This window comes from Sphingopyxis sp., assembly GCF_036402335.1.
Taxonomy (GTDB): domain Bacteria; phylum Pseudomonadota; class Alphaproteobacteria; order Sphingomonadales; family Sphingomonadaceae; genus Sphingopyxis.
Window position 1 is genome coordinate 1 of record NZ_DASWTD010000457.1, and the last position, 2249, is coordinate 2249.

At 66.4% G+C, this 2249-nt stretch carries 1 protein-coding gene; it reads right to left on the bottom strand.

The genetic code is table 11. From position 1 onward, the window contains the following. Positions 1-2180: NACHT domain-containing protein (locus VGD20_RS14720; RefSeq protein ID WP_331135164.1), on the bottom strand; the 2180-nt coding region annotated here is incomplete at its 3' end. Positions 2181-2249 lie beyond the last annotated feature (69 nt).

Genomic DNA, 2249 nt, shown 5'->3' on the forward strand with positions numbered 1-2249 from the left:
AGCGCCCGGCCGATCACCATATGGTCGAACGCTGCATGCGCGAGCGCGAGCCGCACCGCGACGAGCTGGCGGTTGGAGTCATAGCCGCGCGAGGAAGGCAGGGCCGCGTCGAAGCGGCCGTACAGTTCGCCGATACCGGGCCAGCGCCGCTCGGTGAGCCAAACATCGGCGACGAAGGTCGCAACGGCTTCGAAATGCGGCAGCGCCAGTTCGGCATAGCCGGTCTTCGCGCCCGGCGAAAAATGCGACCAAGGCGCCTTCGTCTTGCCTTGCAGCCGGGCCGCGAGGCAGTCGAAATAGGCATCGTAGAGCACCGGCTCGAATATCTCCTGATAGACCTCGCCGGCTTCGGGAGGGCGAGCGAAACGGGTCGTGAGATCGCGCGGACGCCGCGTACCCGCGGGCTTGCTGCCGAGCAGCAGCGCAAGCACCCGGATCGCCGATTGTCCGGTGCCTTTGAGGCCGGGTATTCGGTCGGGAGCGATACCTTCCTCGGCGAGCGCCGCGAGCAGGTCACGCCCGAATGTCGGTCCGCTCCAGAGCCTTGCCGCCGCGAAGACGTTCGCGGTCGAACCTGCCTGGAGCGACGTTCGGGCGTAGATCGAGAGAGCCGCATCGGCGGCGCCGTTCGCCTTTGCGAAGCGCACGATACGCTTCGCCCACGAGGGATCGAGCCAGCCCGAAATGCCCGCCGCGACCGCCGCAAAGCTGCCGATCTCGCTGCGGAAGCCGATTTCGTCCTGGCGCGCCTGCGCGATCCGCTCGTTGAGCTCGTCGATCGTCTTTGTGCCCATCCGCGCGCGGTCGGCGGGGTCGGTCGTCGCGACGAGCAGCGGGAGGAGCGGGGTGGGCACCTGGCCGATCGCCATTCGGAGCAGGGCGGCGGGGACGGGATCGTCGGTCAGCGCGATCGCAACGTCGGTGAAGCGGCTGGCCTCGGTGGTCTGGAATTCGGGTCCGTTGTAGGCCCGTGTCTTCAGCGAACGCAGCGCGAGAAGCCGCGGCAGGTCGAGCTTTGCAAATGCGGCGTCCTCGGCGTAGGCGAGGATGGTCGTGAGCTGGTCGATCGGATAGCCCTTGACGAGAAAGTCGATCGCCCACGCGCGGTCGGGACGCGCGATAAGCTCGATGTCGTCACCGAGCTGGGCGCGCGTGACCCAGAGCCAGGCATCGCGCCAGTAGCGCGGCGCCTTCGTCTCCAGCCATTCGGCGACCGGCGCCGCTTCGCCGGCGAAAATCGCATCATGGCCCGGAAGTTCGCGAAGAAAGGCGAACAGGCTGCCGTGGAAGGGACGGATTTCAGCTTCGCGGATATCGAGCAGATGCCCGATCTCGACCGTCGCATCGGCGGCTTCGACCGATCCGAGACAGTCGCGCAGCGCGAAGGGCGGCGGCCCGAAACGGAGTCCTGCGAGCAGATGGAGGACCGCAGCCGCGCGCGGCGAGGCGTGATGGAGGAAGCCGCGATAATAGTCGCGAATGTCACCTGTCGGGCAGGGCGGGAGCCTTGCGATCTCACGCTCGGTCACGGCTTCGCCTGATCGCGCGACCGCCTCGAACGAATAGATAAGATGCAGTGGCAATCCGCCCGAAATCTTGTGGAAGGCATTGGCAACGGCGCCGAGTTCGCGCGGCTGATCGGGGAAGGCGAGATGGAGCCGCCCGGCGCGGTGTTGCGCGGCGACCCACTTGCGGACAGCCCCGACCGACATCGTCGGAAGCTCGAGCCACTCCTCGACCGGCTGCGCGGCGAGAAGCCGCGCCGGCAGGTGCTGCTTTGCGATCTTTTGCGTGCCGACGACGAGATGGCAATTTGCCGGCAATGGCAGGAGGCTTTCGAACAACTCCTCCATCTGCTCATGATCGCGTTTCTCGCGCCAGACATGGTCGAGCCCGTCGATGACGATGACGAGCCGCTGCCCGGCCGCCGCCAAGCGCTTCGCCGCGGCCTCGATCGTCAGCCTGATCGTCCGTTGTCCTCCCATCGGAGTGGAAAGCAGCGCCTGCAACTGATGCTCGAGCGAGCGCGCAATAGCCTGAATGTGAAACCGGCCCTCCGAGCGATCGTCGAAAGACAGGAAATAATGATGACGGATGCAGACCGCCCGCTTGCTGTCGATCCGCTCCACGCAATGACTGAGATAGGTGCTCTTGCCGCGTCCGGGCGGCCCCCACAGCACAGTGACCCCGTCACTCCCCGACACCCGTGCGACAAAGGCGTCGTCGAAGCACCGATCGGGCACCGAATA